This window comes from Zhengella mangrovi (assembly GCF_002727065.1).
In the GTDB taxonomy this organism is placed as follows: domain Bacteria; phylum Pseudomonadota; class Alphaproteobacteria; order Rhizobiales; family Rhizobiaceae; genus Zhengella; species Zhengella mangrovi.
The window spans coordinates 497795-523747 of sequence record NZ_PDVP01000001.1; the positions used below are offsets into that span (position 1 = coordinate 497795).

The following is a 25953-nucleotide window of genomic DNA, read 5'->3' on the forward strand; positions in this document are numbered from 1 at the left end:
ATGGGATATCTTTCGGGGAAAACGGCACTGGTGACGGGCTCGGTGCAGGGCATCGGCCTTGCCATCGCCAAGGCGCTGGCAGGCGAGGGCGCGCGGGTCGCGGTCCACGGCCTGGCGTCGCAGGACGAGGCGAGGGCCGCCGAGCAGGCTTGCCGTGCTGCCGGTGCGCCGGAAGCGCGGTTCTTCGACTCCGACATGCGTGACGTGGCTGCCATCGATGCGATGATGGCCGCTGCCGCCGCCTGGGGGCCGGTCGACATCCTGGTCAACAATGCGGGCATCCAGAAGACGGCGTCGCTGGCCGACGTAACGCCGGAAATCTGGAACGCCATCATCGCGGTCAACCTGTCGGGCGCCTTCCACACCATGCGCCATGCCCTTCCGGCCATGGGCGAGCGCGGCTTCGGCCGTGTCATCAACATCGCCTCGGTTCATGGCCTGGTCGCCTCGAAGGACAAGACGCCCTACGTCGCCTCGAAATTCGGCCTGGTCGGCATGAGCAAGGTCGCCGCCCTCGAATATGCCGCCTGCGGCAACCGCGAGACCGGCGGCGTGACCGTGAACTGCATCTGCCCGGGCTGGACGGAGACGGCCATCATCGAGCCGCAGGTGGCTGCGCGTGCCGCCGGCCATGGCGGCGACAGGGCCGCGGGGATCGCCAGCCTGCTGGCGGAAAAACAGCCGAGCCTGCGCACCTCCGATCCCGCCGAGATCGGCGCGCTGGCGGCATGGCTCTGCCATCGCCAGGCCCACAACATCACCGGCGCATCCTTCCCCGTCGACGGGGGATGGACCGCGCAATGATCGTGAGCCGGTGTTCCGGCCCACAAGAACCGCTTCTGACAGGAGGAGACATCGCATGAAGAAATGGATGACTGCATTGGCCATGGCCTCGGCGCTCGCTGCCGGCGCATTTGGCACCGCTTCCGCCCAGGACGGCGATCCGGTAAAGATCGCCCTGGTGCACGGCCTGTCCGGCTCGCCGCTGGAGGCCTTTTCCAAGCAGACCACGACCGGCTTCCAGCTCGGACTGGAATACGCCACCAACGGCTCCATGGAAATCAAGGGCCACAAGATCGAGGTGATCGAGAAGGACACCCAGTTCAAGCCGGACGTTGCCCGCTCCGCGCTTGCCGAGGCCTATGGCGATGACGACGCGCTGATCGCTGTCGGCGGCACATCCTCCGGCGTCACCACGGCCATGCTGCCGGTGGCCGCCGAATACGAGAAGATCCTGGTTGTTGAACCCGCCGTCGCGGATTCTCTTACCGGCCCGGATTCCAACCGCTTCGTCTTCAAGACCTCGCGCAACTCGTCCATGGACATGCAGGCCCAGGCCAAGGCGCTGAAGCCGGACGACAAGCTTTACGTGGCCACGCTCGCCCAGGACTATGCCTTCGGCAAGGACGGCATCGCTGCCTTCAAGAAGGCCCTCGACGGCACCGGCGCCCACGTGGTTGCCGAGGAATACGTGCCGATCAAGACGACCGACTTCACCGCCACCATCGAGCGCATGTTCAACGCGCTGAAGGACAAGGACGGGCGCAAGGTCATCGTGATCTACGTCGCCGGCATCGATGCCCTGACGCCGATCGTCGCCGCCGATCCGGGCCGCTACGGCATCGAGATCTCCACCGGCGGCAACATCCTGCCGGCCATGGCCGCCTACAAGCAGGTGCCGGGCATGGAAGGGGCGATCTACTACTACTACGAGATCCCCAAGAACCCGGTCAACGAGTGGCTCGTCGCCGAGCACCAGAAGCGTTTCGGCTCGCCGCCGGACTTCTTCACCGCCGGTGGCATGGCCGCGGCGCTCGCCATCGTCAAGGCGCTGGAAACCGCTGACGAATGGAACACCGAGACGTTGATCTCCACCATGGAAGGCATGACCTGGGATACGCCCAAGGGCTCGATGACCTTCCGCCCCGAGGACCACCAGGCGCTCCAGTCCATGTATCACTTCAAGATCAAGGTGGACGACAATGTGAAGTGGGCCATCCCGGAACTGGTTCGCGAGATCACGCCCGACGAGATGGACATCCCTGTCGGCCGCAACAACCAATAAGCCTGCCACCGGACGCCGGCCGCTGGCCGGCCGGCGTCTCCCCCTGCGTGAAACCCGACGAAGACCGCCATCATGACAACGCCATCGCTCGAGTCCCGTGACCTGACGATCCGCTTTGGCGGCCACGTCGCGGTCAACGCAGTGACCTGCGCCTTCCATCCGGGAGAGCTGACGGTCATCGTCGGCCCCAACGGGGCCGGCAAGACGACCTGGTTCAACCTCATGTCCGGGCAGTTGCGCCCGTCGGGCGGCGCGATCCTCAAGAACGGCCGCGACGTCACCGCGCTCGCGCCCTCGGCCCGCGCCAAGGCCGGCATGGGCCGCGCCTTTCAGCTCACCAACCTGTTTCCCAAGCTCTCGGTGCTCGAGAACATCCGCCTGGCCGTTCAGGCGCGCAGACAACTCGGCCCGCGGCTGTTTCGACCGGTTTCGGCCTTTCCGCAACTGGTGCGCAAGGCGGAGGAGCATCTTGCCGCCGCGCGGCTGGAGAAGGTGGCCCACATGCCCGCCGCTGCCCTGCCGCATGGCGACCAGCGCAAGCTGGAAGTCGCCCTGCTGCTCGCCATGGAACCGGACATCTTCATGTTCGACGAGCCGACTGCCGGCATGAGCGTGGACGAGGCGCCCGTCATCCTCGAACTGATCGCCGCCATCAAGCAGGACACGTCCAAGACCATCCTTCTGGTCGAGCACAAGATGGACGTGGTGCGCGCGCTCGCCGATCGCATCGTCGTCCTGCACAACGGCGAACTCGTCGCCGATGGCCCGCCCGACGAGGTGATCGCCCTGCCCATCGTGCGCGAGATCTACCTCGGCATCCCGGCGGAGGATGCCGCATGAGCGCGCCGGTTCTCTCGCTCCAGGGCGTCTGCACCGACATCGCCCAGTACCAGATCCTGCACGGCATCGACCTGGAGGTGCCCGAGGGTGGGGTCTATGTCCTGCTCGGGCGCAACGGCGCCGGCAAGACGACGACGCTGCGAACCGTCATGGGACTGTGGAAAGCGCGCGCCGGCGCCGTCCGGTTCCGTGGCCGGGACATCACCGGCCTCCACACATCCGATATCGCTCGCCTCGGCGTCGCCTTCGTGCCGGAGAACATGGGCATATTTGGCGGCCTGACGGTCGAGGAGAACATGCGCCTGGCCTCGAAGGACGGGACGTTCGACGCCCGGCGCCTCGCCTGGATCCAGGACCTTTTCCCAGCCATGAAGACCTTCTGGGACAAGCCGGCCTGGGCGCTGTCGGGCGGGCAGAAGCAGATGCTGGCCATTTCCCGCGCCATCATCGAGCCGCGCCAGCTTATTCTCATCGACGAGCCGACCAAGGGGCTCGCCCCGGCGATCATCCGCGCCATGATCGACGCCTTCCGCGAGGTGGCCGCGGATACCACGATCCTGCTTGTGGAGCAGAATTTCATGTTCGCCTCGGCGCTCGGGCGCGGTGTTTCAGTGATCGACGATGGCCGGATCGTGCACAGCGGCACCATGGCCGATCTCGTGGCCGACAAGGCGCTGCAGACGAAGCTGCTCAGCCTGTCGCTCGATGCGCATCAATAGGGAGGGGGCAATGACTGCATCGGATGTCTTCAACCGGTTCGGCGGCGTCAATCTCCTGCCGGTCATTCTCATGATCCTCGCCCTGCCGCTCATCGGTTCGGTCTCGTCCTGGGTGACGCTGACCGTGGCCGGCCTCGCCATGGGAATGATGATCTTCCTCATGGCCTCGGGCCTCAGCCTCGTCTTCGGCCTCATGGATGTGCTCAACTTCGGCCATTCGGCCTTCATCTCCTTCGGCGCCTTCATCGCCGCCAGCGTGCTGGCCGCGCTGGCCGCCTGGGTGAGCGCCGATTCCGTTATCCTCAACGCGCTGGCCCTCTTCGCCGCCATCGCCGCTGCATCGCTGTTCGGCCTGCTCGCCGGCTGGTTCTTCGAGCGCGTCATCGTCCAGCCCGTCTACCGCGATCACCTGCGCCAGATCCTGATCACCATCGGCGCGCTGATCGTCGCCGAACAGCTCATCCTCGCCATCTGGGGCGGAGCGCCCATCGCGGTGGCGCGGCCGAGCTTCCTGGAGGGATCGGTGATCATCGGCGACGTCGCCATCGAGACCTACCGCATCTTTGCATGCCTTCTGGGCCTCGCCGTTTTCGTCGCCCTGTCGCTGGTGCTCAACCGCACCCGCATCGGCCTGCTCATTCGTGCCGGCGTGGAAAACCGCGAGATGGTCGAGGCGCTGGGCTTTCGCATCGACCGCATCTTCGTCGGCGTCTTCATGGCCGGGTCGGCACTGGCAGCCATGGGCGGTGCCATGTGGGCCGGCTACCAGGGCCTGATATCCGGTGCGCTCGGCGGCGAGATGATGATCCTGGTCTTCATCGTCGTCATCATTGGCGGGCTTGGCTCCATCGAGGGTTCCCTGCTTGGCGCGCTGCTGGTCGGCCTGCTCGGCAACTATGTCGCCTTCCTGTTCCCCAAGCTCTCGCTGGCCTCCAACATGCTGTTGATGATGGCCGTCCTGCTCTGGCGTCCCTGGGGCCTTCGCCCCGCGGTCAAGTTGTGAGGAAGCGCGAACCATGACCGCCACAACGCAAGCCAACCCGGCCGCCGCATCCCATGTCCGGGCGGTGCGGACAGGCCGGATCATCGTCTGGTCGGCGGCCGCCATCATCGCCTTCTGCCTGATGTTCGCGCCCTTTCTGTTCCCCGACGTCCGCGCCCAGCAGGTCGCCGCGCGCATCTGCGTCTTCATCGTCCTGGCCGCCAGCTACGACCTGCTGATCGGCTACACCGGCATCGTTTCCTTCGCCCACACCATGTTCTTCGGCTTCGGTGCCTATGGCGCCGCCATGGCGCTGAAATCCATGGGGGCAGGCTTCGACGCCATCTTTCTCGGCGGCGCCGCTGGCGTGGCGCTGGCCGCCCTGCTGGCTGTCGCCATCGGCGTGCTCAGCCTGCGCGTCAAGGCGATCTTCTTTGCCATGGTCACCCTGGCCGCAGCCTCGGTGATGATGGTCCTGGCATCGCAATTGTCGGACTTCACCGGCGGCGAGGACGGCATCGTCTATTCCGCGCCGAAGCTGTTCTCGCCGGCCACGAAGCTGCTCACCGACGACAATGGCAAGGTGCTGAAGATCCTTGGCGTCTCGATGAACGGCAAGGTCGCCGCCTATTACTTCGTCTTCCTCTCCTGCCTGCTTCTTTTCTACGCGCTGGTGCGCATCGTCCGTTCCCCGCTCGGCACGGTTCTGGAAGCCATTCGCGAGAACGAATTGCGTGCCGAGGCCATCGGCTACCGGGTCGTCGCCTATCGCACGGCGGTCTTCGTGATCGCGGCGATCATTGCGGCCATCGCGGGCGTCATCTGGGCGGTCTGGCTCAAATACACCGGGCCGGAATCAACGCTCTCCTTCGCCATCATGATCGACATCCTGCTCATGGTGGTCATCGGCGGCATGGGCACCATGGTCGGCGCGGTGCTCGGCGTCGTCATCATGACGCTGGCGCAATTCTACCTGAAGGATGTCATGGCCGCCGCCGCCGAGGCCACCTCCGGCCTGCCGCTGGTTCCCCACCTGGTGGATCCGGACCGTTGGCTGCTCTGGCTCGGCATTCTCTTCATCCTGCTCGTCTATTTCTTCCCCGCCGGGATCGCCGGCACGCTCATGAAAAAGGGAGGCCACTGATGCCGCACGCTCCCATGCCCCGCTCGTCCTATGTCCGGTGCGGCACCCATGAGCTGCATGTCACCGAGTGGGGTGATCCGGCCCGCCCGCCCCTCGTCATGTGGCATGGCCTGGCCCGCACCGGCCGCGATTTCGACGAGGCCGCCGCTGCCCTGTCGGACCGCTATTTCGTCCTTTGCCCCGACACGCTGGGCCGCGGTCTTTCCTCCTGGGCCCGTGACGAGGCGGTCGATTATTCCTATGCTGCCTTTGGCGATCACGCGCTGGCCATCCTCGACAACTACGGTATCGGCGAAACCCGCTGGATCGGCACCTCCATGGGCGGCCTGATCGGCGTCACCCTGGCCGGAGGCCGCTTGAAGGGGCGCATCACTCACCTGGTCGTCAACGACATCGGTCCGGCCATCCCGGAGGCGGCGTCGAAGCGCATTGCCGATTATGTCGGCGCGCCGCCGGTCTTCGATACGGTTGCGGAACTGGAAGTCTGGCTGAGAACCAACTACGCGCCGTTTGGCGAGAATACGGCCGCCTTCTGGCGCCGCATGGCGGACACCTCGTGCCGCCGCACTGACGACGGCCGCATAACGGTTCATTACGATCCGCGTATCGTCACCCAGTTCACCTTGCACAAGGGCGACCTGGATTGCTGGCCGGCCTATGATGCCGTGACGGCGAAAACGCTGCTGCTGCGCGGTGAAACATCCGACGTGCTCCCCCGCGAGGTGGCCGGCGAGATGACCCGGCGCGGTCCCCGGCCTGAACTGGTGGAATTCGCCAATGTGGGCCATGCGCCGACGCTCGCCAGCGACGGCGAGGTCGGCCTTCTCTCGGATTTCCTTGCCGGCTGATCTCCGGTCACGGCGGCGGGATCTTGCCCACCACGTCCAGCGTGCCGTGATCGTTCGGCCTGGCCACGACGATTTCGCCCTGCTGCGGGATCACCCCGGTCAGTGCGGTGATGTTGACCTGGTGCGTCACCAGCATGGCCGGCGCGTCGAGCGGCATGTCGGCGATCCGGGCCAGTGTCAGCCGGGTCTGCTCTTCGGCGTTCGACGGGTCGGCAAAGAAGGAATTAAGCTCCGGCATGTCCTTCACCGCGCCGACATTCAATAGCCTGGCTGTTTCCCGTGTCCGGCACCATTGCGAACTGCCAACGATGGAAAAGCTGATGCCGGCCTTGCGAAGCCGTTGCCCCGCCTGCCGGGCTTCATCCCGTCCCGCGTCGGAGAGATTGCGCTGGGTCGAGCAGTCGCCGATCTTGAACTCGTAGGGGTCGCCCGTACCGGGCGCCGTGGCATGGCGCATCAGCGCGACCACGCCTGATTGCCTGAGCAGCGACAGGTCCCCGGCCAGCGCCGGAGGACCTGCGATGCACAGCACGAGGGTTGCAATCAGAATCTGTCGGATCATGGTTGCCACCTGATGGTCTTGTCGAGGAATTCGGGTGCCGTTTACCCCCGGTGATGGAAGTGCTTCTCGATGGCATCCACCGGGTGATTGGTCAGGTCCTTGTCGATCTCGGCAATCAGCTTGTCCCGCACTTCCTTGTGATACTCCTTGCGCATCTCGCCCAGCACCATGGGCGCGGCAATGACGGCCAGTTGCCTGATGTCGCCGCGGTGCGCCATGCGGTACAGCCGGTCCGCGATCTCCTTGGCGAACCGTTCCTTGCCGAGCCGGTGCCAGTCGGTATCCTCGACGGCGCTGCGGTGGTGCGTACCGGCATCGCTCAGCCGCCCCGGCCGGTTGGTCCCCTGCTCGCGGGTCGAGGGATTGTCCTGCTGGATTTCCCGTTCCAGCTTAAGGAACGGGAACTCCTCGTCGCCGTCATTGAAGAGAAAGAGCGCCTTTTCGCCGTCGGCCACCACCACCAGATCGCCGTGGCCCAGTTTCGGTGCAGTCATCTTGTCCTCCTGGTCTGATCGCGAATGAGACTTTGTATTAGAAATTTCGCATGTTTTAGGGGGCTTCGCCAGCACGTGCGGGAATGATTTTCTGTCGCACGCGATTGCGACGCAAAAGCGATTTTCCCCGGTGATGTGGCGCGATTGCGCCGTTCCTTCATGGCGGACCTTCTTTGATCGACAATTGCGGCCGATTAGAAGGACCGTGCCCATGAACGCCAACACCATTGCATCGCCGGAAGTTCCCGCCACGGGCCACGTCGCGCTTGTCGGCGCCGGACCGGGCGCAGAAGACCTGCTGACGCTTCGTGCCATGCGCCTTATCGCCGCCGCCGATGTCGTCGTTCACGATGCCCTCGTGCCGCAGGCCGTGCTGGACCTCGTGCCCCGCGGCATTGCCCGCGTCGCGGCTGGCAAGCGCAAGGGCTGCCACTCCCGGACGCAGGACGAGATCAACGCGCTGCTGGTGCGCCTTGGCCGGGCCGGCCAGCGGGTCGTGCGCCTGAAATGCGGCGATCCGCTGATTTTCGGCCGCGCCGGCGAGGAGCTGGCGGCCCTGCGTGAGGCCGGCATTGCGCACGAGGTGGTGCCGGGCGTGACGGCCGCCTTTGCTGCCGCCGCCGATTTCGCGCTGCCGCTTACCCTGCGTGGCGTCGCCTCCTCCATGGTCTTCACCACCGGTCACGACCTGAAGGGCAAGGCCCTGCCGGACTGGGCGCGCCTTGCCGTGGCCGGCGCAACCGTTGCCGTCTACATGGGCCGCTCCATCGCCGCATCCGTTGCCACGCGGCTGGCCGAGGCCGGTCTCCCGGCGGAAACGCCCGTCGCCGTGGTCGAGAACGCAAGCTATCCGGATGCCCGCCTGTTTCACGGCACGCTGGCCGACCTGCCGGCGCTGGAAGCCCGCGACGAACTCACCGGTCCCGTCATGACCATCATCGGCGAGGCGGTCGCCGGGGCGGATTTTTCCCGCTCCGTGCCGCTGACCCGGACCGCCCAGACAGAAACGCAAGCCCGCGAGGAAGTGTCCGCATGAAGATTCTGACCGCTAACCGCCTGTCCGATGGTATCGCCGTCTGGCTGCGTGCCGATCACTCCTGGGCAGCCGCCATCGACGAGGCCGACGTGGCTGCGGATGCCGCCTGCGAGGAAAAGCTGAGCCACGCCGGCCATGCGGCCTTCCTCAAGAACGAGGTGGTCGACGTCAACCTCATCGATGTCGATCTCGTCGACGGCGAGATCGTGCCGCGCCGCCTGCGCGAACGCATCCGCGCCGGCGGTCCGACCATTGCCGTTCGCGCCGATGCACCGGACGCCCCGGCACGCCGCGCCGCCTGAGCCGCGCCGCAATCGAAAGCACTGGACCAGAGCCATGTACCGCTACGACGAATTCGACCATGCCTTCGTGAAGGCGCGGGTCGCCGAATATGCCGATCAGGTCCGCCGCCGCCTCGATGGCGAGATCACGGAGGACCAGTTCAAGCCGCTGCGGCTGATGAATGGCGTCTATCTGCAGCTGCACGCCTACATGCTGCGCATTGCCATCCCCTACGGCACGCTGTCGTCGCGGCAGATGCGCAAGCTGGCGCATGTCGCCCGCACCTATGACCGGGGCTATGGTCACTTCACGACGCGCCAGAACATCCAGTTCAACTGGCCGGCACTTGCCGATACGCCGAAGATCCTGGAGGAACTGGCCGAGGTGGAGATGCACGCCATCCAGACCTCCGGCAATTGCATCCGCAACGTCACGGCGGACCACTTCGCCGGCGCTGCCGCCGACGAGCTGGCCGACCCGCGCCCCTATGCCGAGATCCTGCGGCAGTGGTCGACGGTACACCCGGAGTTTTCCTACCTTCCGCGCAAATTCAAGATCGCCGTGACCGGAGCAGAGGCCGACAGGGCCGCGATCCAGACCCACGACATCGGTCTGCACCTGAAGACGGATGAAAGCGGCCGTCCGGGCTTTGCCGTCTGGGTCGGCGGGGGACAGGGTCGGACCCCGATCCTCGCCAAGAAGATTCGCGACTTCCTGCCCGAGGAGCACCTGCTCTCCTACGTTACGGCCATCCTGCGCGTCTACAACCTGCACGGCCGCCGCGACAACAAGTACAAGGCGCGCATCAAGATCCTCGTCCACGAGACCGGCACGGAGGAATTCACCCGCCAGGTGGAGACCGAATGGGCCGCGCTGAAGGATGGCGACCTGACGCTGCCGAAGGCCGATACCGACGCCATCGCGGCCTATTTCGCGCCGCCGCCGCTGGCTGACCGCTCCGAGGGCGTCGTCGCCGAGATCGCCGCGAAGCAGGCCGATCCGGGTTTCGCCGCCTGGCTGCGCCGCAATGTCACCGCGCATCGTCACCCCGACTACGCGGTGGCCACCATCTCGCTAAAGGGGATCGGCGAGGTACCGGGCGATGCCTCCGCCTCCCAGATGGAGGCCGTCGCCGCCATCGCGGAGAAGTTTGCCTTTGACGAGATCCGCGTCAGCCACGAACAGAACCTCGTCCTGCCCCACGTGGCACGCGCCGACCTGAAGGCGGTCTATGACCGCCTGGTCGAGGCGGAACTGGCCACGGCCAACGCCGGCCTTGTCACCGACATCATCGCTTGCCCGGGCCTTGATTATTGCGCCCTGGCCAATGCCCGCTCCATTCCGGTTGCCCAGGAGATCGCGACGCGCCTGGAAAGCCGGCAGGAGGAAATCGGCGACCTGAAGATCAAGATATCCGGCTGCATCAATGCCTGCGGCCATCACCATGTCGGCCACATCGGCATCCTCGGTGTCGAGAAGAAGGGCGCCGAACTCTATCAGGTCACGCTCGGCGGGTCCGGCGCCGAGGATGCGTCGATCGGCGAGATCATCGGCCGCGGCTTCGAGCCCGGGCGGATCGCCGGCGCCGTTGAAACCATCATCGATACTTACCTGGCCTTGCGCGCCGGCAGCGGGGAAACCTTCCTTGCCGCCTATCGCCGCCTCGGTCCCGCACCCTTCAAGGAGGCCCTCTATGCCGACGACGCAAAGGCAGCCTGACGCGGCGGCGCAAGCCGCCCTGCTTGCCGCGGACTACGAAGCCCGCTTTGCCGACCTGCCACCGGCCCTGATCGTGGAGATCGCGGCGCGCACCCTGTTCCCGGGAACGATCACCGCGGTCTCGTCCTTCGGTGCCGATTCCGCCGTTCTGCTTCACATGATCGCCGCGGCCGCGCCGGATCTGCCGGTGGCCTTCCTCGACACGGGTCACCATTTCGAGGAAACGATCGGCTATCGCGATGCCCTGGTCGAAGACCTCGGCCTGGCCAATCTCCAGGTCATCCATCCCAACGCCAGCCAGCTTGCGCTGCGCGATCCGGCCAATGACCTGCACAAGAGCGATACCGACGGCTGCTGTGCCATCCGCAAGGTCGAGCCGATGGCGCGCGCCGTGGAGCCCTATGACGCCTGGTTTACCGGGCGCAAGCGTTTCCAGGCGTCGACCCGCGCCGCATTGCCGGTGTTCGAGGCGGTCGGCCATCGTATTCGCGTCAATCCGCTGGCGCACCTGGACGCGGATGCGGTCAAGGCCTACGCGGTCTGCCACAAGCTGCGCGAAAACCCGCTGGTGGCCTTCGGCTACCTGTCGATCGGCTGCTTCCCCTGCACGCGCCCGGTTCAGCCCGGCGAGGATGCCCGCGCCGGACGCTGGGCAGGCCAGGCCAAGACCGAATGCGGCATCCATCTCGACGGGCTGGACCAGTCCCTGTCGTCGTCCGAACTGTGAGCAGGATCATGGCCGATACCAATGACAACACGGCGCCGCGGCTGTGGACCCGGGCCGGCGGCTTCGTCGAAGACACCTGGATCCGCGCCGGCGGCATCGAGGATCGCGAACGGGGTGAGAACCTCGTCCTGCCGCTGGACGGCTTCCTGGCGCTCGATGAAGAGGAGCGGACCGCGAGGGCCGGCTATCTGGCGGTCGAAATCCAGCCGGGCGAAAGCCTCGAGCCGTTGCTGCCGTTCCTGGGTGCGCTGCCGCTGATCGTCCTGGCCTTCCCGGCCTTCAACGATGGGCGTTCCTATTCGAAGGCGACGCTGCTGCGATCCAGATACGGTTTTGCCGGCGCTGTGCGGGCATCCGGCGACGTGTTGCCGGACCAGGTCGCGCACATGCTGCGGACCGGCTTCGATGAACTGGAAGTGTCGCACGGCGTTGCCATCGCGCGGCTCCAGGCCGGCGCGGTGGATGCCTTCGCGGCCCACTACCAGCCTGCCGTCGACGCGGCCGGTCCGGCCGCGCGGTTTGCCTGGAGGCGTGTCCCGGCCTGAACGGCCGGGTTATACCCGTCCCGGCCAGCGCTGGTGCGCGGCCTGTCCTGCTCAGCTGATTTCGATCATCTCCACGGCGAAGATCAGGTCCTGCCCGGCGAGCGGGTGGTTGGCGTCGACGGTGATCGTCTCGTCGGTCACCTCGATCACGATCAGCTGCACCGGCGTGCCATTGGGCGTCTGCGCCTGCAACTGCATGCCCACCTGCGGGTCCAGTTCCGGCGGCAGGGCATTGCGTGGCACCTGTTGGACCTGCTGCGGATCACGCGGCCCGTAGGCCTCCTCCGCCGGCACGGTCACGGTTTTCTGGTCGCCGACCGCCATGCCGGCGATTTCCTTTTCCAGGCCCGGGATGATCTGGCCGGCGCCGAGCTGGAAGCTCAGCGGATCGCGCCCGGCCGAACTGTCGAACTGGGTGCCGTCGGAAAGGGTGCCGGTGTAGTGGATCTTGACGGTATCGCCGTTCTTCGCCGTGCTCACGGATGTGTCTCCTTAGAAATCTGGCAAAACTGCAAGCCAGAACGCGAGGGAACGACCAGTCAGCAATGCGCGGGGGTTTATCAACGCCGCCTTGGCGCAAGGTGTTCGTCGGAACCTTGCATTTCAGACCCGGCGATGCAACCGCCGCTCGGGCGTCTCGCCGGGGAAATCAGCCACGCGAGGCCGGTTTCTTCAGGTTCAGCAGGTTCCCGGTCAGGATCAGCGCCGCTCCGGCAACGGTCCAGACATCGATCAGTTCTTTGTAAATTAGCCATCCCGCAAGCGCCGTGAGCGGCACCCGCAGGAAATCCATCGGCACCACCACGGTGGCGTCGGCATGGGTCATGGCCTTGGCCATGCAGAAATGCGAGAACGTTCCGCAGAAGCCGACGACCGCGATCCATGGCCACAGGTCCGCAGGCACCGGCTGCCAGACCATGAACGAGGGGACGAGGCCGATCGCCGCCTGGATGATCAGCATCCAGAAGATGATCCGCACCGGGCTGTCGGTGCGCGTCAGCGATTTAACCAGCACGACCGAGATGGCGAAACCGACCGCCGCCGCCATCGAGACGAGCTGCCCGGCGCTGACGTCGGTGGTGACGGGACGCACGATCATCACGACGCCGACGAGGCCGAGCGCGATCGCGGCGGCCTTGAAACGGTTCATGCTCTCGCCGAGGAAGAAATAGGCCAGCACGGCGGTCCACAGCGGCATGGTGAACTCGATCGAGATCACCTGCGCCAGTGGGATCAGCGTCACCGCGAGCAGCCATGCATATTGTGCCGCGTAGTGCACCACGTTGCGGGTCAGGTGGCGCATCGGACGGGCCGACCGCATCGCGCCCCATCCGCCGGCCTTCATTACCAGCGGCTGCAGCAGGACAAAGCCGATGAACGCGCGCAGTTCCATGACCTGGAAGACATCGAGGCGGCTGGCCGTCTCGCGCCCGGCCACCGCCATGGTCACCATCAGGGACAGCCAGCCGCCCATCCACAGGGCGGCTTTCGTCATGGATCCCTGCTGATGCGGGCTCACCGCGGCCGTCGTCATGGGTACCTCATTGCGGCTTCACCCGCGGACCGGTCTTGTCGGCGAAGGCCTCGAGGCGTTCCCTGGAGGCCGGCTGCGTGCCCACGACACCGGCGACCACCGGTTCGGCGTAGGAGGCATCCAGCGGCGACATGTTCTGCATGTGCGGGATGGCCGGGCAAATGGCGAAATTGGACAGCGGCGGGTTCCAAGCGGCCGGCCGGGCGGTGCCGAAGGCGCGCGCCTCGCTGTCCTCGACGGGATATTGCGCAAGGCCCACGTCGATCGTGATCGTTTCCAGCTTCAGATCGGCAAGCCGCTGCATTCCGTACCCTTCGGCAAATTTCAGCGACCATGGCTAAGCCGGTAACGGCGTTTGCGCAAGCCTTGCCGGTGCACAGGCGCATGCACGACGTCGGGTCACCCCGTGAAAGGACCTGCAGGCAACAAAAAAGCCCGCTTGCGCGGGCTCTTGTGTCCGGACATGTCCGGGGAATTTGGTGCCCAGGAGAGGACTCGAACCTCCACGCCTCGCGGCACACGGACCTGAACCGTGCGCGTCTACCAATTCCGCCACCTGGGCAGGTGCCGCGCCGATGTAGGCGGATTGCCCGCCCGTGTCAACGCGGTTTGTCAGGAAATTATTTCGCCAGCACTGTTTTTTCCGTGACCAGTGTATCCGGCCCCAGTTCGTAGATCATCGGCTCGCCGGTGGCGATCTCGAAACCCACGATCTGGTCCTTGTTCAGCCGCTCCAGGACCATGCAGATGGAACGCAGCGAATTGCCGTGCGCGGCCACCAGAACGGTCTTGCCCTGCATGACCGCCGGCAGGATGTCGGTCACGAAATAGGGCAGGGTTCGCGCCAGCGTGTCCTTCAGGCTTTCGCCGCCGGGCGGGGGCACGTCGTAGGACCGGCGCCAGATATGCACCTGCTCCTCGCCCCACTTTTCCCGGGCGTCGTCCTTGTTGAGGCCGGACAGATCGCCGTAATCGCGCTCGTTCAGGGCGAGGTCTTGCCGCGTCTCCAGGCCCTCCTGGCCCAGTTCCGCGAGCATCAGTTTCAGCGTGTTCTGCGCCCGCGTCAGGTCCGAGGTGAAGGCGAGATCGAAGGTCATGCCGCGCTCCTTGAGCGCCTTGCCGGCCCACTTGGCCTCCTCGATGCCCTTTTCCGTCAGGCCCGGGTCCTTCCAGCCGGTAAAGAGGTTCTTCAGGTTCCATTCGCTCTGTCCGTGACGGACGAGAACCAGCGTGCCAGCCATGTCTGCTTGTCTCCTGTTGCGTTGGCGCTGCGTTCAGCGGTCAGAGAGGCCGAGAACGTCGAGCATGGAATAGAGGCCGGGCTTGCGCCCGTGCGCCCATAGCGCGGCCTTCACCGCGCCACGGGCGAAGATCGAGCGGTCCTCGGCGTGGTGCGACAGGGTGATTCGCTCTCCCTGGCCGGCGAGGATCACCGAATGGTCGCCCACGACCGAGCCGCCGCGAAGCGTGGCGAAACCGATCGAGCCGGCTTCGCGCGGACCGGTGTGGCCGTCGCGCACCCGCACGGAATGGTCCGCGAGTGCGATCTCGCGTCCCGCCGCCGCCGCTTCGCCCAGCAGGAGGGCAGTACCCGACGGCGCGTCGACCTTGTGCCGGTGGTGCATTTCCAGCACCTCGATGTCGAAATCGGCGGCATCCAGCGCCCTGGCCGCCTGGCGCACCAGCACGGCCAGCAGGTTGACGCCGAGGCTCATGTTGCCCGACTTGACGATCGTGGCATGGCGCGCGGCTGCCGCGATCTTCGCATCCTCGTCCGCGCCGCAACCGGTCGTGCCGATCACGTGGGCGATGCGCGCCTGCGCGGCATAGCCGGCCAGGTCTGCGGAAACCGCCGGTGTCGTGAAATCGAGCAGGCCGTCGGCGTGGGCGATCGCGGCCAGCGGATCGGTGGTAATGGCGACATCGGCATGGCCCGCGCCCGCCAGTTCGCCGGCGTCGCGGCCGATGACCGGTGAGCCGTCGCGTTCAATGGCGCCGTGGAGCACCGCGCCCGGCATTTCCGCGATGGCGCGGACCAGCGCCTGGCCCATGCGTCCGCCGGCGCCGGCGACAACCAGTTTCATGTCCTTCATCGGATGTCTCCTTCGCTCTGCATCGCTTCCGCCTCGTTGAGGTCGAGATCCACCGGCTTGGCCATCTGCGCGTCGTGGAAGCGCCGGTAGACGCCGTCCTTGCGCCGCAGCAGCGTTGCGTGGGTGCCGCTCTCGACCACCTGGCCCTCGTCCATGACGATGATCCGGTCGGCGTTGATGACGGTCGAGAGGCGATGGGCGATGACGATGGTCGTGCGCCCCTTCATCACCTCCTCCAGCGCCAGCTGGACCTTCTTTTCCGACTGGTTGTCCAGCGCTGACGTGGCTTCGTCAAGCAGCAGGATCGGCGCGTTGCGCACGATGGCGCGCGCGATGGACAGCCGCTGCCGCTGGCCGCCGGAAAGCGTCGAGCCGCTTTCGCCCACCGGCGTGTCGTAGCCTTCCGGCTGGGCAAGGATGAATTCTTCCGCATGGGCCGCCCGCGCCGCCGCCTCGATTTCCTCGTTCGTCGCGTCGGCCCGGCCGTAGCGGATGTTGTCGCGGATCGTGCCTTCGAAAAGGTAGGGCTGCTGCGAAACGTAGGCGATGGCGGCGCGCAGCGACGACTTGGTCACCCCGGCAATGTCCTGCCCGTCGATGAGAATACGACCGGCCTCCGGGTCCCAGAACCGCTGGATGAGGGCGATCAGGGTCGTTTTCCCGGCTCCGGAACTGCCCACGATGGCCGTCGTCCGCCCGGCTTCCGCCGTCAGCGAGACGTCGCGGATGACCGGCGTGTCCGGCCCGTAGGCGAAGGTCACGTCCTCGAACCGGATCTCGCCCTGGCCGACCGAAAGGGGGGCGGCGTGATCGCGGTCCGGCTGCTGCGTGTCGAGGTCAATGATCTCGTAGATCATGCGTGCGTTCACCAGGGCTCTCTCGAGTCCGACCTGCACCCGCGCCAGCCGCCGCGCCGGATCGTAGGCCAGCATCATCGCGGTGACGAAGGCGACCATGGACCCCGGCAGTTCGCCCGTTTCCAGCGTCCGGAACCCGGTATAGGCAATCGCCAGCGATACCAGCACGCCAGCCAGGATTTCCGCGATCGGCGACACCCGTTCGGAGACTTCCGCAATGCGGTTGGCGCGCCGCTCCGACTGGTAGATCAGGTCCGAAAGCTTGTCGCGGAGCTGGGCCTCCATGGTGAAGGCCTTGACGATGGAAATGCCCTGCACGGCCTCCTGCATGGCACCCAGCAGCCGCGCGTTGTATTCCACCGACTGGCGCGTCACCCGCCTCAGCTTCTTCATCAGGTAGTTGACGCCCAGGCCGAGCGGCGGGCCGATGACGAAAATGGCCGAGGCCAGCAGAACATCCTGGTAGAACATGACGGCCACCAGGCCGACCAGCGTCATGGCGTCGCGCGCCAGCGAGGTCAGCGTGATCGTCATCAGGTCGCGCACGCCGGTCGTGTTCTGGTTGATCTGCGCGATGAGCTGGCCGGAGCGCTGGTTGGCGTAGAAGCCCATGCCGAGCGCCATCAGCTTGTCGAAGATGCGTTCCTGGTAGCGGGCGATGATGTTGTTGCCGACCCGCGCCAGCAGCACGGCAGCGGCATAGGAAGACAGGCCGCGCACGAGGAAGGCGGCGAAGATCGAGCTCGCCAGCAGCACGATCATGTCCTTGCGGTTCTGGTAGAAGATCTTGTCCACGACATCGCGGATGATCCACGCCAGGTAGGCCGTCGCGCCCGCCACGAGAAGCAGGCAGATCACGGCGACGATATAGGATCGCAGGTAGGCGCGGCCGTTCTCGCCGATGACCCGGCGCATGACCGCGATCACGTCATCGGCTCGAAGCCGCCTCTGCGGTTTGTCCTGCTTCGCCATGCGTGCCGCGCGACCTTTTCAAGCTTCCGGCCCGTGCGCCGGCGCGCCTTCATAACCGCAAGCGGCCGCCATGGCCAGTCCCGCTCAGTGCCCCGGTCGTGGCGATGGCACCGGCACCGAAGGGCCGGCGGGCAGGGGGGCATAGCTGTTGATGATCGCGGCAACGCCGCTGCTCGCGCCTGCCATGGCCACGCCGCGGCGATCCGTGACCGTCACGGCCGCCTCCGAGACCGGCGAAGGCGCGTTGAGCACGGCGCGGCATGCCGCCGGCAGGTTGGCCATCGTCATGACGTCGCGCGCCTTGGGCTTCTTCTTTGCGCCGGGCTTGGCCGGGCGCCAGGGTTCGTCCGTGAACCACCAGGCCAGCTGCTTGCCGCAGCCGTCGGAACGCGGCGGCGCTGCCTGACCCTTGCAGCCGGGCGATCCGGCCGGACACCCGATGCGGACATGGAAGTGATAGTAGTGGCCCCAGAACGGACGGATCTTCGAAAGCCAAGACCGGTCGCCCGTCACCGTGTCGCAGAGTTTCTTCTTGATACCCGGATGAACGAGGATGCGCTCCACCTCCGGATAGCTGGCTGCCTGGTGGAGGATTGCTTCATGTGCCCTGGTCCACTTGCTGTCATCCACCAGCAGCGAATCGCCCTTCAGCATGGAAACCGCGCTCACCTTTTCGCGCTCCTCCTTGCTGAATCGACGGTCCGGCATGGGGGTGAACCAGATGTCGGCGTCGAGCCCGATCTGGTGCGAGGCATGGCCGGTCAGCATGGGGCCGCCGCGCGGCTGCGAGATGTCGCCGACCAGCAGCCCGTTCCACCCGTCCCTGTGCCCGTCGCGCGACAGCTTTTCCAGCAGCGCGATCATCGCCGGGTGACCCCAGCGCCGGTTGCGCGAAAGCCGCATCGCCTGCCAGTACTCGCCGTCGGCCGCCAGTGCCAGCCCGCCGGAAAAACAGCCCTTGGAATAAAAGCCGTAGGAGGCCGGCGCCGTTGCCGCGGGCAGGCGCTTGTGGCCGAAAAGGTTCTTGGCCAGCGGTTCGGCACTGGCGCCGTGGGAAATCGCGAGGGCCACGGCCAGGCTCGCGGCTAGTCTGAATAGGGTCTTGATCATGAGTCGCAGTTCCGCATGTGATCCGGCAAACATCCGCAAGGCTGGGCCGTCATGGTTAGCGGGCGGTTAACGCGAAGCGGAATGTGATCGGAACACTAGCATGATTTGCAGGGCCGGCGAACAGGCGTGCCCCCGGGTCTCCGGTCGTCACCCGCGCCACGTGCCGTCCGCCCACATCGCGTCCAGTGCCGTCCGGTAGTCCGGGTATTGAAGCTCGAAGCCGAGGTCTTTCAGCTTCGCATTGGAGACGCGCTTGTTCTCGCCGTAGAAGGACCGCGCCATGGGCGACAGGTCGGCGGTTTCGAAATCCTGCTCCGGTGGCGGTTCGACCCCCATGAGATGGCAGGCGTGGACGACCACGTCCTGTGGCGGGCAGGGTTCGTCGTCGGTCACGTTGAAGATCCCGCCGGCGCGATGGCGGGCCAGGAAATAGGCGGCCCGGCCGATATCGTCGACGTGAACCCGGTTGAAGACCTGTCCCGGCTTGATGAGCCGCCGGGCCTTGCCTTCCGCCACGTTCACAAGCGCGTTGCGGCCGGGGCCGTAGATCCCCGGCAGGCGCAGGATGGCGACCGGGATGCCGGTCCTTTCGCCGAAGGCCTGCCACTGTTCTTCCGCCGTGAGCCGCCGCGTCGAGCGGGCCGATGTCGGCCGGCAGTCCGCCGTCTCGTCGATCCAGGCGCCGTCGTGGTTACCGTAAACGCCGACGGTGGAGAGGTAGCCAACCCACGACAGCGCCGGCATGTGCTCTTCCAGCAGTTTTCCCGCGGCGCGCAGCACCGGGCAGCCGTCCTCGTCCGGAGGAATGGTCACGGCCATCTGCGTCATGTATTCCAGCGGCAGCAGCGCCACCTCGTCGGCTTCGCCGGTGAAAACGAAGGGCTCGATGTGCGCCGCTTCCAGCGCCGGGAAATGGTCGGCCGAGCGGGTCGTCCCCACGATCCAGCGAGAGCCGGGCGCGAATGCCCGTGCAATCGCCTTGCCGGAATAGCCGGCGCCGAACAGGAAAACCCGCATCAGTTCTCGCCCTCCATGGCGTGCGCCCACTCGGCCTGCACGCCGTCATCGTCATCCGCCGCCAGGACCGGAGCCCGGGCGCGCAACACGTCCGACGCACCGAGCCGCGATAGCGCCCAGATCGCCGTCGCTCGCACGGTCGCGGACCCGTCATCGAGCAGGCCCGTCACGATCGGAACCAGCGATCCGTCTCCGCTGTTGCCCGCCGCGATCAGGACATTGCGCACGAAGCGGTCGCGGCCGATCCGCTTGACCGGCGACCCGGAGAACATGGCCCGGAAGGCGGCGTCGTCAAGCACCAGCAGGTCAGCGATCCGTGGCGCGGTGAGGTCGTCGCGGGCGACCAGCTTCGCCTCGCGCGCCGATTGCGCGAACTTGTTCCACGGACACACGGCCAGGCAATCGTCGCAGCCGTAGATGCGGTTGCCCATGGCCTCGCGCAGGCCGCGGTCGATCATGCCCTTGTGCTCGATGGTCAGGTACGAGATGCAGCGCCGTGCATCGAGCCGGTAGGGCGCCGGGAAGGCGTCGGTCGGGCAGATGTCGAGGCAGGCCCGGCAGGAGCCGCAATGATCCGTCTCAGCCGCGTCCGGCTCCAGCACAGCCGTGGTGAAGATGGACCCGAGAAAGATCCACGAGCCGAAGGTCCGGCTGACGAGGTTGGTGTGCTTGCCCTGCCAGCCAAGCCCGGCGGCCTGCGCCAGCGGCTTTTCCATCACCGGCGCGGTGTCCACGAACACCTTGACGTCCGCGCCGGTCCGCGCCGCCAGCTTGCCGGCGATGGTCTTGAGCCGGCCCTTGATGATGTCGTGGTAGTCACGGTGCTGCGCATAGACGGAGATCGCGGCCCGGTCGCGGCGCTCGAGAATGGTCAGCGGATCGTGCCGCGGCCCGTAGTTCATGGCCAGCATGATCACGGAGCGGACGTCCGGCCAGAGCGCGGCCGGGGCGGCGCGCCGGTCAGCCGTTTCCGCCATCCACGCCATGGTCCCGTGCCAACCGGCGTCGAGGAAGCCTTGAAGCCGGTCGGATGCCTCCGGAATGGCATCGGGCGTCGTGATGGCAACAGCGTCGAATCCGGCCGCCCGGGCCTCGTCGCGGATGAAGGCACGAAGCCGCGCGGCCGCGTTAGCCCCTCGTCCGGCCATCAGAAATCCGGGTCGGCGTAGTGCGACACCGGCGGCAGTCCCTGGACGCGCTCGCTGAGCAGCGGACGGAAGGCCGGCCGCGATTTCAGCCGGGCGTACCAGTCACGCGCTGCCGGGTAGTCGTTCCATTCGATCTCGCCCAGATAGTCGAGGATCGAGATGGCTGCGCCGGCGGCCATGTCGGCATAGGTGATCTTGGTTCCCGCCAGCCAGTTGCGGTTTCCGGCCAGCCAGTTGGTGTATTTCATGTGCTGGCGCACGTTGGCCCGCGCCGCCCGCAGTGCCGCGGCTTCGGGCGATCCGCCGCCCAGGTGGGCCGGCATGATCGGCTTGAAGACCCGTTCCCGCACCATGTGCCGCGTCACTTCGCTCTCGCACTTGGTCAGGTACCAGTCGCACAGCCGGCGGATCTCAGCCCGCTCGAACGGATCGTCGGCAAACAGCCGCTTGTTGCGCAGCAGGGCGCCGCGCGTCTCGTCGAGATATTCCGAGATGACCATCGCGCCGGGAATCGGCGCATCGTGTTCGGCCAGCAGCAGCGGCAGCGTGGCGCCCGGGTTGATCTGCAGGAACTCCTTGCGCCGCATCCACGGCTTTTCCTCGATGAGAGAGATCTCCTCGCCATATTCGCCCAGGATGAGTCGCACGTAGCGGCATCCGGTGATCATCGGGTGGTGAAATAGGGTCAGCATGGGGCTCCGCCGGGCTCTGGTCTTGCACGCAGCACGGCGCTAAAGCTCTCTCCGCCGGGCGATTCGCGATACGATCTGTGAACCGTTTCCGGGTATAGGGGCTGCGCGTGCGGCTGACAAGCGAGGCGCGGTCCGGAGCCTGAAACCGAACGGGAGTTCCACTACATGGCCCAACAATCGATTGCCGACGCCTTTGCGCTCGGCTTGCTGGAAGGTCTGACCGAGTTCATTCCGGTGTCTTCCACAGGTCATATCCTGTTGGCCGGCCATTTCCTCGGCTTCAAGTCGACCGGCAAGGCCTTCGAGGTGCTGATCCAGCTCGGCGCCATCCTGGCCATCCTCTCGGTCTATTTCGCCCGGCTGTGGAAGATGCTCCTCGACCTGCCGCGCGACCGGACCACCCAGCGCTTCGTTCTCGGCATCCTCGTCGCCTTCATGCCCGCCGCCGTCATCGGTGCGCTGGCGCATGACTTCATCAAGACCGTCCTGTTCGAATCGCCCATGCTGATCTGCTCCACGCTCATCATCGGCGGCGTGATCCTGCTCTGGGTCGATCGTTGGGACCTGAAGCCGAAATACCACGACGTGATGCAATATCCCGTTCACGTCTGCCTCGGCATCGGCCTGTTCCAGTGCCTGGCCATGATTCCCGGCACCTCGCGCTCGGGATCGACCATCGTCGGCGCGCTCCTTCTTGGCGCCGACAAGCGCTCGGCAGCGGAATTCTCCTTCTTCCTGGCCATGCCGACCATGGTCGGCGCCTTTGCCTACGACCTCTACAAGAACCGCGACGTCCTGACCTTTTCCGACCTGCCGATCATCACGGTCGGTTTCGTCACCGCCTTTTTCGTCGCTGTGGTCGTGGTGCGATACCTGCTCGATTACGTGTCGAAGCACGGCTACAGCCTGTTCGGCTGGTGGCGCCTGGTGGTCGGCGGCCTTGGCATGATCGCGCTGCTGGTCTGGGGCTGAGACCTCAGCCGGCCCAGGCGAGAAGGCCGCGCCGGACGAGATCGAGCGCCAAGAGCGTCAGCAGGATGCGGAAGGCCTTGCGGAACAGGGCCTCCGGCATTTTCTCCAGCAGCGTCGTCCCCCACAGCGTGCCTGCGTAGCCGACGGCGATCATGGCCGCGACCAGCGGCAGCCAGTCGGCGAAGGCAAAGCCGAGAACGCCGAAGACGGCGATCTTGAGGGCGTGCAGCACCATCATCAGCAACGCGTGGGTGGCGACGAGCGCCTTGCGGTCCGATGGCAGGATCTTCGACAGGAAGGCGGCCATCATCGGCCCGGTCGCGCCCACCAGCATGGTCACGAAACCGAGGATGCCGCCACCGGCCGCCAGCCCTGCGCGGGAGAGGCTTTCAAAGCCGGGGATCCGCGCCCAGGTCACCACGATGATGAAGATGCCGAGCACCAGCTTCAGCGCGGCGTCGGGAATGCCGGTGACGAAATAGCCGCCGGCCATGGAGCCGACGATGGCGCCGGCCAGGAAGGGCAGCAGGATCGTCGTGTTCACATGCGCCCGCTGGCGCCAGGCGCGCCCGGTGTTGGAGCCGAGCTGGACCGCGCCATGCACCGGGATGAGGGCGGCCACCGGGATCATCACGCCCATCAGCGCCAGCATGAACAGCCCGCCGCCGACGCCGAAGGCGGCTGTCAGGGCGGAGGTGAAGAAGCTGGCCACCACCAGCAGCAGGGCGCCGCCGGTGCCGAGCGTGTCAGGTAGCAGGGATGCGACGAGATCCAAGCGCGGCCCTTATGCCGCGCCCTTGCGGGTGAACTGTCCGGCCGGCCGGTAACGCCACAGGTAGCCGGGAACGATGGCGTCCACCGAATGCGGCGCGATACCGAAGGCAGCCAGCGTCCGCCCCTCGGCCTTTGCCGCCTCGGAGACGACATTGTCGGCCTTCAGCATTTCCACCTGGTCAACGGTCAGCATCGGGTTCGGCAGCATGCCGAGGATCTTGCCCTGCAGCCGGGCCATGAACCACGGCACCGAGACGAGGGCGCGCTTGCGGTCGATGGCCGCGAGCATTTCTTCCATGCATTCGCGGAAGGTCAGCACTTCCGGGCCGCCGATCTCGTAGATGCGACCGCCCTCGACCTTGCCGTCGACGGTCTGCGCGATGGCTTCCGCCAGGTCGCCGACGAAGACCGGCTGGAACTTCGTCTCGCCGCCGCCGATCAGCGGCAGGACCGGCGAGAAGCGGGCCATTTCGGCGAAGCGGTTGAAGAAATCGTCTTCCGGGCCGAACACGATGGAGGGCCGCAGCACCACCGCGTCGGGCAGCGTCTCGAAGACGGCCTTTTCGCCGGTAGCCTTGGTCCGGCCGTAGGCGGCGGGCGAATTTTCGTCCGCGCCGATGGCCGAGACATGCGTCAGGCTGGCGCCGACGGCACGGGCCGATTCCGCCACGGCGCGCGCGCCGAAGGCCTGCACGGACTGGAAGGTCTGCTTGCCGCCCTCGTGCAGGATGCCGACGAGGTTGATGACGTGATCGGAGCCCTGGATCACCCGGTCGATCGAGGCGCGGTTGCGCAGGTTGGCCTGCACGGCCTGGATCTGCCCCACGTTGCCCAGCGGCTGCAGGTGGCCGGCCAGGTTGGGCCTGCGGCAGGCGACTCGGATGCGGTAGCCGCGCTTGGCGAGCGCCCGCACCGTGTGCCGGCCCACGAAGCCGGATCCGCCGAAGATGGTGACGAGTTTCGGGGTGGGGGTGATCTGGGTCATGACCTGTCCGTCTGGCTCGAAACGCTAGGCAAGGCGGCCGCGACCGACCGCGCTCATTGACCGCTGTTTAGACCTTTTTGCCGCCCAGTCAAAGCCGCAATTGGGCGCAGGCGCTGCCTTGCGGCATGTTACGCCCGGTTCGGGGCCGCTGCCGTGCCGCGCTCGGCCGGAAACCGGTGGCCCGGCCGCCCTTTCAGCACGCGCTCCCTTCGTTTGCGGGAAACCAGTGGACCGTCCGGTTTGCCACGGCGACCAATGAAAGCATGACGGGAACCTCGACAAGCACCCCGACGACGGTTGCCAGTGCAGCGCCGGACGAGAGGCCGAAAATCGCGATCGCCACAGCCACGGCGAGCTCGAAGAAGTTCGAGGTGCCGATCAGTGCGCAGGGAGCAGCGATGCGGAACGGAACCTTCCAGAGATAGGCCGCTGCATAGGCGATGGCGAAAATGGCATAGGACTGAAGCATCAGCGGGATTGCGATGAGCAGGATAAGGACGGGTTGATCGAGGATCACCGTGCCCTGGAAACCGAACAGGAGGACCACCGTCGCGAGCAGGCCGATGACCGACCAGGGCTTGAGGTGGCCGACGAAGGACTCAAGCGCTGCGGGCCCGGATTTCAGCAGCCGGCGCCGGGTGAAAATGCCGACTGCCAGGGGAATGACGACGTAAAGGACAACCGAGAGGACCAACGTATCCCAGGGAATGGGGATCGCTGTCACGCCGAGCAGAAAGGCGACGATAGGCGCATAGGCGAAGATCATGATGATGTCGTTCACCGTCACTTGCACCAGGGTGTAATTGGGATCGCCGTTCGTGAGCTTCGACCAGACGAAGACCATGGCCGTGCAGGGCGCTGCACCGAGCAGGATGAGGCCGGCGATGTACTGGTCGGCGGAAGCGGGCTCGATCAGCCCTGCATAAATTCCCTTGAAGAAGGCAATGCCGAGAAAAGCCATCGTGAACGGCTTGATGAGCCAGTTGACGAGGAGCGTGATCACCAGGCCCTTGGGCTGCTCTGCCACGCGCAGGATGCTGGCGGGCTCGACGCCGATCATCATCGGGTAGATCATTGCCCATATCAGCACCGCGACCGGCAGGTTGATATGGGCATATTCCAGTCCGGCCAGAAACTGGAAGACATCCGGGACGAGCTTGCCGAGCGCGACGCCGGCGCCGATCGCAAGTGCGATCCAGAGCGAGAGGTTTCGCTCGAAGAAGGGCATGCGGGGCGAGGTTGCGGCTGGGCGTGAGAGCGTCATGAAGATGTGTCCTCGACAGGGAATTCAATGATGGAGAGAGGGCTCAGACGGCGCCAAGCGCCATGTCGGTCGCGCCTTCCAGCGTACCGATCGCAGCCAGCGCCGCCTTGAGATCTGCGCTCGTCATGGCTTCGACCGGCAGCGCGGCAAGGGCGGTCACCCGGGCTTCGAGACGGTCGTAGGCCTGCCGGAAGGCGGCCAGTTGCTCGTCCTCGGTCTCGCCTTTCCCGGCGGGGTCCGGAATGCCCCAGTGCGCCTTGACCGGCGCGCCGGGCCACAACGGGCAGGACCCGCCGGCCGCCGAATCGCAGACCGTGATCACGATGTCCATCTGCGGCGCGTCCGGCCCGGCGAACTCGTCCCAGCTTTTCGACCGGAACGCCGCTGGATCGTAACCGAGGCTTTCGAGCAGCTTGAGGCCGATCGGGTTCGGAACCCCACGCGGGTGGGAGCCGGCCGAATAGGCCTGGAAGCGGCCCTGGCCGATCCGCTGGATCAGGGCCTCGCCCAGGATCGAGCGGGCCGAGTTGGCGGTGCAGAGGATGAGGATGTTGACGGGTGTGGCAGTCACG

Annotated in this window: 28 protein-coding genes, 1 tRNA gene and 1 pseudogene; 13 read left to right on the top strand and 17 right to left on the bottom strand. The window is 66.2% G+C overall.

Features of this window, described 5'->3' with window-relative positions; translation table 11 throughout:
• From CSC94_RS02425 to CSC94_RS02455, 7 genes are all read left to right on the top strand, one after another.
• Nucleotides 1-804, top strand: a complete 804-nt coding sequence (locus CSC94_RS02425) for a 3-hydroxybutyrate dehydrogenase (protein WP_099303355.1) — start codon at nucleotides 1-3, stop codon at nucleotides 802-804.
• A 55-nt stretch (nucleotides 805-859) separates the two neighbouring features.
• Nucleotides 860-2065 carry a substrate-binding domain-containing protein gene (locus tag CSC94_RS02430; RefSeq protein WP_099303357.1) on the top strand — a complete coding sequence of 402 codons (1206 nt, stop codon included), beginning with the start codon at nucleotides 860-862 and terminating at the stop codon, nucleotides 2063-2065.
• Nucleotides 2066-2137: 72 nt separating this feature from the next.
• The gene (locus CSC94_RS02435) at nucleotides 2138-2905 is read left to right on the top strand and encodes an ABC transporter ATP-binding protein (protein WP_099303359.1); all 768 of its coding nucleotides are present in this window, start codon (nucleotides 2138-2140) and stop codon (nucleotides 2903-2905) included.
• Nucleotides 2902-3624, top strand: coding sequence for an ABC transporter ATP-binding protein (locus CSC94_RS02440; protein WP_099303361.1), 723 nt, complete (start codon nucleotides 2902-2904; stop codon nucleotides 3622-3624). Before CSC94_RS02435 ends, CSC94_RS02440 begins: the two co-directional genes overlap by 4 nt.
• A gap of 10 nt (nucleotides 3625-3634) precedes the next feature.
• A complete protein-coding gene (locus CSC94_RS02445; RefSeq protein WP_099303363.1) occupies nucleotides 3635-4627 on the top strand; it encodes a branched-chain amino acid ABC transporter permease in 993 nt (330 codons plus the stop codon).
• Nucleotides 4628-4640: 13 nt separating this feature from the next.
• Nucleotides 4641-5750 carry a branched-chain amino acid ABC transporter permease gene (locus tag CSC94_RS02450; RefSeq protein ID WP_099303365.1) on the top strand — a complete coding sequence of 370 codons (1110 nt, stop codon included), beginning with the start codon at nucleotides 4641-4643 and terminating at the stop codon, nucleotides 5748-5750.
• Nucleotides 5750-6598, top strand: a complete 849-nt coding sequence (locus CSC94_RS02455) for an alpha/beta fold hydrolase (protein WP_099303367.1) — start codon at nucleotides 5750-5752, stop codon at nucleotides 6596-6598. The genes CSC94_RS02450 and CSC94_RS02455 overlap by 1 nt, the downstream gene beginning before the upstream one ends.
• 7 nt (nucleotides 6599-6605) lie before the next feature.
• Here CSC94_RS02455 and CSC94_RS02460 read toward each other — a convergent pair whose 3' ends face one another.
• Both CSC94_RS02460 and CSC94_RS02465 read right to left on the bottom strand, forming a co-directional pair.
• On the bottom strand, nucleotides 6606-7160 hold the full coding sequence (locus CSC94_RS02460) for a histidine phosphatase family protein (RefSeq protein WP_099303369.1): 555 nt from the start codon (nucleotides 7158-7160) through the stop codon (nucleotides 6606-6608).
• A 41-nt stretch (nucleotides 7161-7201) separates the two neighbouring features.
• Nucleotides 7202-7654, bottom strand: coding sequence for a host attachment family protein (locus CSC94_RS02465; RefSeq protein ID WP_099303371.1), 453 nt, complete (start codon nucleotides 7652-7654; stop codon nucleotides 7202-7204).
• A 160-nt stretch (nucleotides 7655-7814) separates the two neighbouring features.
• Between CSC94_RS02465 and cobA the strand changes: the two are divergent.
• The 5 genes and pseudogenes from cobA to CSC94_RS02490 all read left to right on the top strand — a co-directional run.
• Nucleotides 7815-8690 (top strand): annotated as a pseudogene (gene cobA, locus CSC94_RS02470) (uroporphyrinogen-III C-methyltransferase); the annotation flags it as partial.
• On the top strand, nucleotides 8687-8992 hold the full coding sequence (locus tag CSC94_RS02475) for a DUF2849 domain-containing protein (RefSeq protein ID WP_099303375.1): 306 nt from the start codon (nucleotides 8687-8689) through the stop codon (nucleotides 8990-8992). The pseudogene cobA and the gene CSC94_RS02475, both read left to right, overlap by 4 nt.
• Nucleotides 8993-9026: 34 nt before the next feature.
• On the top strand, nucleotides 9027-10691 hold the full coding sequence (locus tag CSC94_RS02480; RefSeq protein ID WP_099303377.1) for a nitrite/sulfite reductase: 1665 nt from the start codon (nucleotides 9027-9029) through the stop codon (nucleotides 10689-10691).
• On the top strand, nucleotides 10666-11418 hold the full coding sequence (locus tag CSC94_RS02485; RefSeq protein WP_099303379.1) for a phosphoadenylyl-sulfate reductase: 753 nt from the start codon (nucleotides 10666-10668) through the stop codon (nucleotides 11416-11418). Before CSC94_RS02480 ends, CSC94_RS02485 begins: the two co-directional genes overlap by 26 nt.
• An 8-nt stretch (nucleotides 11419-11426) precedes the next feature.
• Nucleotides 11427-11963, top strand: coding sequence for a DUF934 domain-containing protein (locus tag CSC94_RS02490; protein WP_099303381.1), 537 nt, complete (start codon nucleotides 11427-11429; stop codon nucleotides 11961-11963).
• A 51-nt stretch (nucleotides 11964-12014) separates the two neighbouring features.
• On the opposite strand, the gene CSC94_RS02495 is transcribed toward CSC94_RS02490, so the two are convergent.
• The 11 genes from CSC94_RS02495 to CSC94_RS02545 all read right to left on the bottom strand — a co-directional run bounded on the left by CSC94_RS02495 (nucleotide 12015) and on the right by CSC94_RS02545 (nucleotide 21386).
• Nucleotides 12015-12443, bottom strand: coding sequence for an FKBP-type peptidyl-prolyl cis-trans isomerase (locus CSC94_RS02495; RefSeq protein ID WP_099303383.1), 429 nt, complete (start codon nucleotides 12441-12443; stop codon nucleotides 12015-12017).
• Between the two features lie 169 nt (nucleotides 12444-12612).
• Nucleotides 12613-13458 (bottom strand): DMT family transporter, encoded by an 846-nt coding sequence (locus CSC94_RS02500; protein ID WP_245408228.1) that lies wholly within the window; start codon nucleotides 13456-13458, stop codon nucleotides 12613-12615.
• Nucleotides 13459-13504: 46 nt separating this feature from the next.
• Nucleotides 13505-13801 (bottom strand): Clp protease/crotonase-like domain-containing protein, encoded by a 297-nt coding sequence (locus tag CSC94_RS02505; protein ID WP_099303387.1) that lies wholly within the window; start codon nucleotides 13799-13801, stop codon nucleotides 13505-13507.
• A gap of 173 nt (nucleotides 13802-13974) precedes the next feature.
• Nucleotides 13975-14059 (bottom strand) — tRNA-Leu (locus tag CSC94_RS02510).
• Between the two features lie 58 nt (nucleotides 14060-14117).
• The gene (locus CSC94_RS02515; RefSeq protein WP_099303389.1) at nucleotides 14118-14738 is read right to left on the bottom strand and encodes a 2,3-bisphosphoglycerate-dependent phosphoglycerate mutase; all 621 of its coding nucleotides are present in this window, start codon (nucleotides 14736-14738) and stop codon (nucleotides 14118-14120) included.
• Between the two features lie 33 nt (nucleotides 14739-14771).
• Nucleotides 14772-15590 carry a 4-hydroxy-tetrahydrodipicolinate reductase gene (dapB, locus tag CSC94_RS02520; protein WP_099303391.1) on the bottom strand — a complete coding sequence of 273 codons (819 nt, stop codon included), beginning with the start codon at nucleotides 15588-15590 and terminating at the stop codon, nucleotides 14772-14774.
• Complete coding sequence (locus CSC94_RS02525) at nucleotides 15587-17419, bottom strand: ABC transporter ATP-binding protein (protein ID WP_099303393.1); 1833 nt, start codon at nucleotides 17417-17419, stop codon at nucleotides 15587-15589. The genes dapB and CSC94_RS02525 overlap by 4 nt, the downstream gene beginning before the upstream one ends.
• Nucleotides 17420-17503: 84 nt before the next feature.
• The gene (gene mepA, locus CSC94_RS02530) at nucleotides 17504-18529 is read right to left on the bottom strand and encodes a penicillin-insensitive murein endopeptidase (RefSeq protein ID WP_099303972.1); all 1026 of its coding nucleotides are present in this window, start codon (nucleotides 18527-18529) and stop codon (nucleotides 17504-17506) included.
• A 147-nt stretch (nucleotides 18530-18676) separates the two neighbouring features.
• Entirely contained in the window at nucleotides 18677-19546 is an 870-nt protein-coding gene (locus CSC94_RS02535) for an SDR family oxidoreductase (protein WP_099303395.1), read from the bottom strand.
• On the bottom strand, nucleotides 19546-20694 hold the full coding sequence (queG, locus tag CSC94_RS02540) for a tRNA epoxyqueuosine(34) reductase QueG (RefSeq protein ID WP_099303397.1): 1149 nt from the start codon (nucleotides 20692-20694) through the stop codon (nucleotides 19546-19548). Before queG ends, CSC94_RS02535 begins: the two co-directional genes overlap by 1 nt.
• Complete coding sequence (locus tag CSC94_RS02545; RefSeq protein WP_099303399.1) at nucleotides 20694-21386, bottom strand: glutathione S-transferase family protein; 693 nt, start codon at nucleotides 21384-21386, stop codon at nucleotides 20694-20696. Before CSC94_RS02545 ends, queG begins: the two co-directional genes overlap by 1 nt.
• A 165-nt stretch (nucleotides 21387-21551) precedes the next feature.
• Here CSC94_RS02545 and CSC94_RS02550 point away from each other — a divergent pair, with 165 nt between their 5' ends.
• A complete protein-coding gene (locus tag CSC94_RS02550) occupies nucleotides 21552-22358 on the top strand; it encodes an undecaprenyl-diphosphate phosphatase (protein ID WP_099303400.1) in 807 nt (268 codons plus the stop codon).
• Between the two features lie 4 nt (nucleotides 22359-22362).
• Here CSC94_RS02550 and CSC94_RS02555 read toward each other — a convergent pair whose 3' ends face one another.
• The 4 genes from CSC94_RS02555 to CSC94_RS02570 form a co-directional block, all read right to left on the bottom strand.
• Nucleotides 22363-23133: a sulfite exporter TauE/SafE family protein gene (locus CSC94_RS02555; RefSeq protein WP_099303402.1), complete on the bottom strand. Its 771-nt coding sequence runs from the start codon at nucleotides 23131-23133 to the stop codon at nucleotides 22363-22365.
• Between the two features lie 9 nt (nucleotides 23134-23142).
• Nucleotides 23143-24117, bottom strand: coding sequence for a complex I NDUFA9 subunit family protein (locus CSC94_RS02560; protein ID WP_099303404.1), 975 nt, complete (start codon nucleotides 24115-24117; stop codon nucleotides 23143-23145).
• A gap of 193 nt (nucleotides 24118-24310) precedes the next feature.
• A complete protein-coding gene (gene arsB, locus CSC94_RS02565; protein WP_099303406.1) occupies nucleotides 24311-25381 on the bottom strand; it encodes an ACR3 family arsenite efflux transporter in 1071 nt (356 codons plus the stop codon).
• 43 nt (nucleotides 25382-25424) lie between these two features.
• Nucleotides 25425-25952 carry an arsenate reductase ArsC gene (locus CSC94_RS02570; RefSeq protein WP_099303974.1) on the bottom strand — a complete coding sequence of 176 codons (528 nt, stop codon included), beginning with the start codon at nucleotides 25950-25952 and terminating at the stop codon, nucleotides 25425-25427.
• Nucleotide 25953: the final 1 nt, after the last annotated feature.